Origin of the sequence: Thioalkalivibrio versutus, assembly GCF_001999325.1 — a bacterium.
Taxonomy (GTDB): Bacteria; Pseudomonadota; Gammaproteobacteria; order Ectothiorhodospirales; family Ectothiorhodospiraceae; genus Thioalkalivibrio; species Thioalkalivibrio versutus.
Window position 1 is genome coordinate 18,874 of the sequence record NZ_MVAR01000047.1, and the last position, 4,225, is coordinate 23,098.

The window sequence follows — 4,225 nt, forward strand, 5'->3', positions numbered from 1 at the left end:
GTACCTCGCGGTGCGCTCGCGAGAGAGCGCGTGGCAGGCGGCCAGACGAAGGCACCGTAAACACCAGAGGACGAACCCGGGCCAGCCAAGTTGGCAGGCGGCCCGACGAAGGCATGTAAACACTGGATGCTGAACCAGGCCCAGCCCCCCCCTGGAAGATGGCAGGAAGAGGGCACTGCATACATCCCGGGATGAGAGGGCGGGTCCGGCGCGAGTCGGAATGGGGATGGTGGGCGGGGCGGGGTGGCGTTAGCCGTGCTTCAGGATCCGCGCCCGCTCGCGTTCCCAGTCCTTGTCCTTCTTGTCAGCGCGCTTGTCGTATTCCTTCTTGCCCTTGGCGAGGCCGATCTCGAGCTTGGCTCGCCCGCGCTTCCAGTACAGAGCCATGGGCACCAGGGTGTAGCCCTTGCGCTCCACTGCGCCGACCAGGCGGTTGATCTCCGCGCGATGCAGCAGCAGCTTGCGCGTGCGGCTGGGATCCGGATTGATATGGGTGGAGGCGGTCGGCAACGGGGTGATGTGGGCCCCGAACAGGAAGGCCTCGCCGTTGCGCAGCAGCACGTAGGCCTCGCTCAGCTGCGCGCGGCCCGCGCGCATCGACTTGACCTCCCAGCCCTCGAGCTCCATCCCCGCCTCCAGGCGGTCCTCGATGAAGAATTCGTGGCGCGCCTTGCGGTTGAGGGCGATGGTGCTGGACGGTTCCTTGGCTTGTTTCTTGTTCTTTCCCATAACCCGGGCAGTGTACTGCAGGCGGGCGGCCGAAGCAGTCCGAATGTCCGGGCGCGCGGGGTGAAAGTTGAGCCGGGCGACCCGCTGCCCCACAATTCCGGCGGACCCGGCGATGCGCTTGAGCGACCGGCCCCGGCCGATCCCGGGGGCGGCGGCCCACGGGAGCGCCTCCGTCTCCGTTCAACAAGGAGCCACTGATGCCAGCCACGACCTCGATCCACGGGCAATGGACGACCCGCCTGGCCTTCATTCTCGCGGCCACGGGTTCGGCTGTTGGCCTGGGCAACATCTGGCGTTTCCCCTATATCGCCGGTGAGAACGGGGGTGGCGCCTTTGTGCTGGTTTATCTCGGCTGCATCCTTTTGATCGGCCTGCCGGTGATGATGGCGGAGATCCTGCTGGGCCGGCGCGGGCGTCAGAGCCCGATCAACACCATGTCGGCGCTGGCGCGCGAGGAGGGCCTGACGCGCGCGTGGGGCATGATCGGCTGGATCGGGGTGCTGGCCGGATTTCTGATCCTGTCGTTCTACAGCGTGGTCGCGGGCTGGTCGCTGTCGTATGTCTTCAAGTCGGGGACCGGCGGCTTTCTCGGGCTGGATGCGGATGGCTCGGAGTCGATGTTCGGCAACATGCTGGCGGACCCGGAGGCCCTGCTGGCCTGGCACACGATCTTCATGGTGATGACGGCGATGGTGGTCGCGCGTGGGGTGCAGTCCGGCCTGGAGAAGGCGGTGACCATTCTGATGCCGCTGCTGTTCGTGATGCTGGTGGTGATGGTCGGCTATGCGATGGTCGAGGGGCAGTTCCTCGCCGGACTGGAGTTCCTGCTGTATCCGGACTTCTCCGCGCTGTCCGCCAACGCGGTTCTGCTGGCGATGGGCCAGGCCTTCTTTACGCTCAGCCTGGGCATGGGCGCGATCATGATCTACGGCAGCTATCTGCAGAGCGATGCGTCCATCGCGCGCACCTCCGCGGCGGTGGTCGGGGCGGACACCCTGGTCGCGATCATGGCCGGGCTGGCGATCTTCCCCATCGTGCTCGGGGCCGGGCTGTCGGCGGAGCAGGGGCCGGGGCTGATCTTTGTGACCCTGCCGCTGGCCTTTGCCGACATGCCGGGCGGGCTGTATTTCGGCACCATGTTCTTCGTGTTGCTGGTGTTTGCGGCCTGGACCTCGGCGATCTCCATCATCGAGCCGGCGGTCGCCTTCCTGGTCGAGAACATGGGGCTGACCCGGGTGATGGCGACCGCGATGATCGCCATCGGGGCCTGGTTCCTCGGCATCGGCGCATTGCTGTCGCTGAACGTCTGGTCCGACTACACCCTGTTCGACATGGGCATCCTGGACCTGCTGGATTACGTGACGGCCAACATCCTGCTGCCGCTGGGTGGGTTCCTGATCGCGATCTTCGTGGGCTGGCGCATGACCGAGCGCTCGGTGCAGTCCGAGCTGCGCCTCAAGCACCCGGTCCTGTACCAGGTCTGGTACTTTCTGGTGCGTTTCGTCGCGCCGGTCGCGATCCTGTTTGTGTTCCTGCGCGCCGTGGAGTTGATCTGATGGCCTCGAAGATTCGCCGCTACGCGGACGTGCCCTACAGCCGTGAACAGATGTTCAATCTGGTGAATGACGTAGACGCCTATCCGCAGTTCCTGCCCGGCTGCCGCAGTGCCTCCGCGCGCCCGCGTGGCGAGCACGAGGTGGAGGGCACGATCGAGCTGGCCAAGGGGGCGCTGCACAAGTCGTTCACCACCCGGAACACGCTCAAGCGCCCGGAAAGCATCGACATGCGCCTGGTCTCCGGGCCGTTCCGACGCCTGCACGGGACCTGGAGCTTTACCGAGGTCGAGGGTGGCAAGACCCGCATCGCCCTGGAGCTGGAGTTCGAGTTTGCCAACCGGCTCATGGCCTTTGCGATTGGCCCGGTGTTCACTCAGATTGCCAATTCGCTGGTGGATGCCTTTGTCCAGCGCGCGCGCGAGGTCCACGGTGACGGATAGCCACGTGGCACCGGCCGCAGAGGGCGGCATGATCCGGGTGGAGATTGCCTACGCGCGGCCCGACCGGCAGGTGATCCTGCCGCTGGTGGTGCCCGAGGGCACGACGGTCGATACCGCGCTGCGCCAGTCGGAGATTGAACTGCAGTTCCCCGAGATCGATCTGGACAACGCCAAGGTCGGGATCTTCGGCAAGATCACCCGTAGGGACACCGTGCTGCGCCCACGCGACCGCATCGAGGTTTATCGCCCGCTGATCGCGGACCCGAAGGAGGTGCGGCGCCAGCGTGCCGACAAGGGGCGCAAGAAGAAGCCGGGCAAGGGTGACGCCGGCGCCGCCGACGACAAGCCGAAGGAGGCGCCGGCCGACAACGCGAAGGAGTAGCAGGGGCGTGCGGCGGAGGAATATGCCGCCGCATGCGGGTGTCAGTCGTTGTCTCTGTCTACCGGATGCTCGTCCAGCGCCACCGGCTGCGGGATGTCGGCATCCACATGGCTGACTACGCCGTTGTCGAAATGCACGGTCACTCGCTGGCGTTCGGTGGAGCCGAAGCCTGGACGGCGATAGTAGACGTAGTCCCAGCGGTCATCGGCCCGGAAGGCGGGCTCCAGCTGGGGCGACCCCATCAGGAAGCGGACCTGCTGCGGGGTCATGCCGGGCTGGATCTGGGCCACCTGTACGGGGTCGATCACATTGCCCTGCTGGACATCCAGACGGAACTGGTTGAGGCCACCGCAGGCGCTCAGCAGGCTTGCGGCCACGGCGATAGAAATGAGAATCTTGATCATCTGAGCGGGCGGTCCTCGGCGTCTGGTGGGCCGTGAACGCGCATGGTACACCAAAGCGTCCCGCCTCTCTCAAGCGGACGGGACCGGGAAAACGGGCAATGGAAACGAGTAATCTCAAGAAGGCCGGGCTCAAGGTCACGCTGCCGCGGATGAAGATCCTCGAGATCCTCGAGAACTCGGAAACCCGTCACCTGACGGCCGAGGCGATCTATCGCGAGCTGCTCGATTCCGGCGAGGAAATCGGTCTGGCCACGGTGTATCGCGTGCTGACGCAGTTCGAGGCGGCCGGGCTGGTTTGCCGCCTGCACCTGGAGGGCAACCAGGCGGTGTTCGAGCTGGAGCGGGGCGGGCACCATGACCATATCGTCTGCAACCAGTGCGGGCGGGTGGAGGAGTTCTTCGACGAGACCATCGAGCGGCGTCAGCGCGAGGTGGCGCAGCACCACGGCTTTGCCATCAAGGACCACGCGCTGGTCCTGTACGGCGACTGCACCGACAGCGCTTGCCCCCACCGCCCCGCCTGACCACGCGCTTCCCGTAGCCGCTGTCCCAGTCGCGCCCATGCGTCACACACGGCGTGTGATGCCTGCCCGCTTGCGGGCTATTGTTCGCCCAGGAGTGGCTGGTCCCGGTTCGGCGATCGGTGTTTACGGGGGCTTCGTCCGGCCGCCTGCCATGCGCTGACTCGCCAGCGCGCCGCGAGGTACTTTCTTG

6 protein-coding genes are annotated in these 4,225 nt (G+C 66.0%); 4 read left to right on the forward strand and 2 right to left on the reverse strand.

Features of this window, described 5'->3' with window-relative positions; genetic code table 11:
- Positions 1-249 precede the first annotated feature (249 nt).
- Positions 250-729, reverse strand: coding sequence for an SsrA-binding protein SmpB (gene smpB, locus B0684_RS13425; RefSeq protein WP_018168069.1), 480 nt, complete (start codon positions 727-729; stop codon positions 250-252).
- A gap of 197 nt (positions 730-926) precedes the next feature.
- On the opposite strand from smpB, the gene B0684_RS13430 reads away from it, so the two are divergent.
- Genes B0684_RS13430 through B0684_RS13440 form a run of 3 tightly spaced genes read left to right on the forward strand, consistent with a single transcriptional unit; the run spans position 927 to position 3,107 of the window.
- Entirely contained in the window at positions 927-2,285 is a 1,359-nt protein-coding gene (locus tag B0684_RS13430) for a sodium-dependent transporter (protein WP_018168070.1), read from the forward strand.
- The gene (locus tag B0684_RS13435; RefSeq protein ID WP_018145393.1) at positions 2,285-2,725 is read left to right on the forward strand and encodes a type II toxin-antitoxin system RatA family toxin; all 441 of its coding nucleotides are present in this window, start codon (positions 2,285-2,287) and stop codon (positions 2,723-2,725) included. The genes B0684_RS13430 and B0684_RS13435 overlap by 1 nt, the downstream gene beginning before the upstream one ends.
- A 28-nt stretch (positions 2,726-2,753) precedes the next feature.
- A complete protein-coding gene (locus B0684_RS13440) occupies positions 2,754-3,107 on the forward strand; it encodes an RnfH family protein (protein WP_018145394.1) in 354 nt (117 codons plus the stop codon).
- Between the two features lie 41 nt (positions 3,108-3,148).
- On the opposite strand, the gene B0684_RS13445 is transcribed toward B0684_RS13440, so the two are convergent.
- Positions 3,149-3,511: an outer membrane protein assembly factor BamE gene (locus B0684_RS13445; protein ID WP_018145395.1), complete on the reverse strand. Its 363-nt coding sequence runs from the start codon at positions 3,509-3,511 to the stop codon at positions 3,149-3,151.
- Positions 3,512-3,609: 98 nt separating this feature from the next.
- Between B0684_RS13445 and fur the strand changes: the two genes are divergently transcribed.
- Positions 3,610-4,035 carry a ferric iron uptake transcriptional regulator gene (gene fur / locus B0684_RS13450; RefSeq protein ID WP_018145396.1) on the forward strand — a complete coding sequence of 142 codons (426 nt, stop codon included), beginning with the start codon at positions 3,610-3,612 and terminating at the stop codon, positions 4,033-4,035.
- Positions 4,036-4,225: the final 190 nt, after the last annotated feature.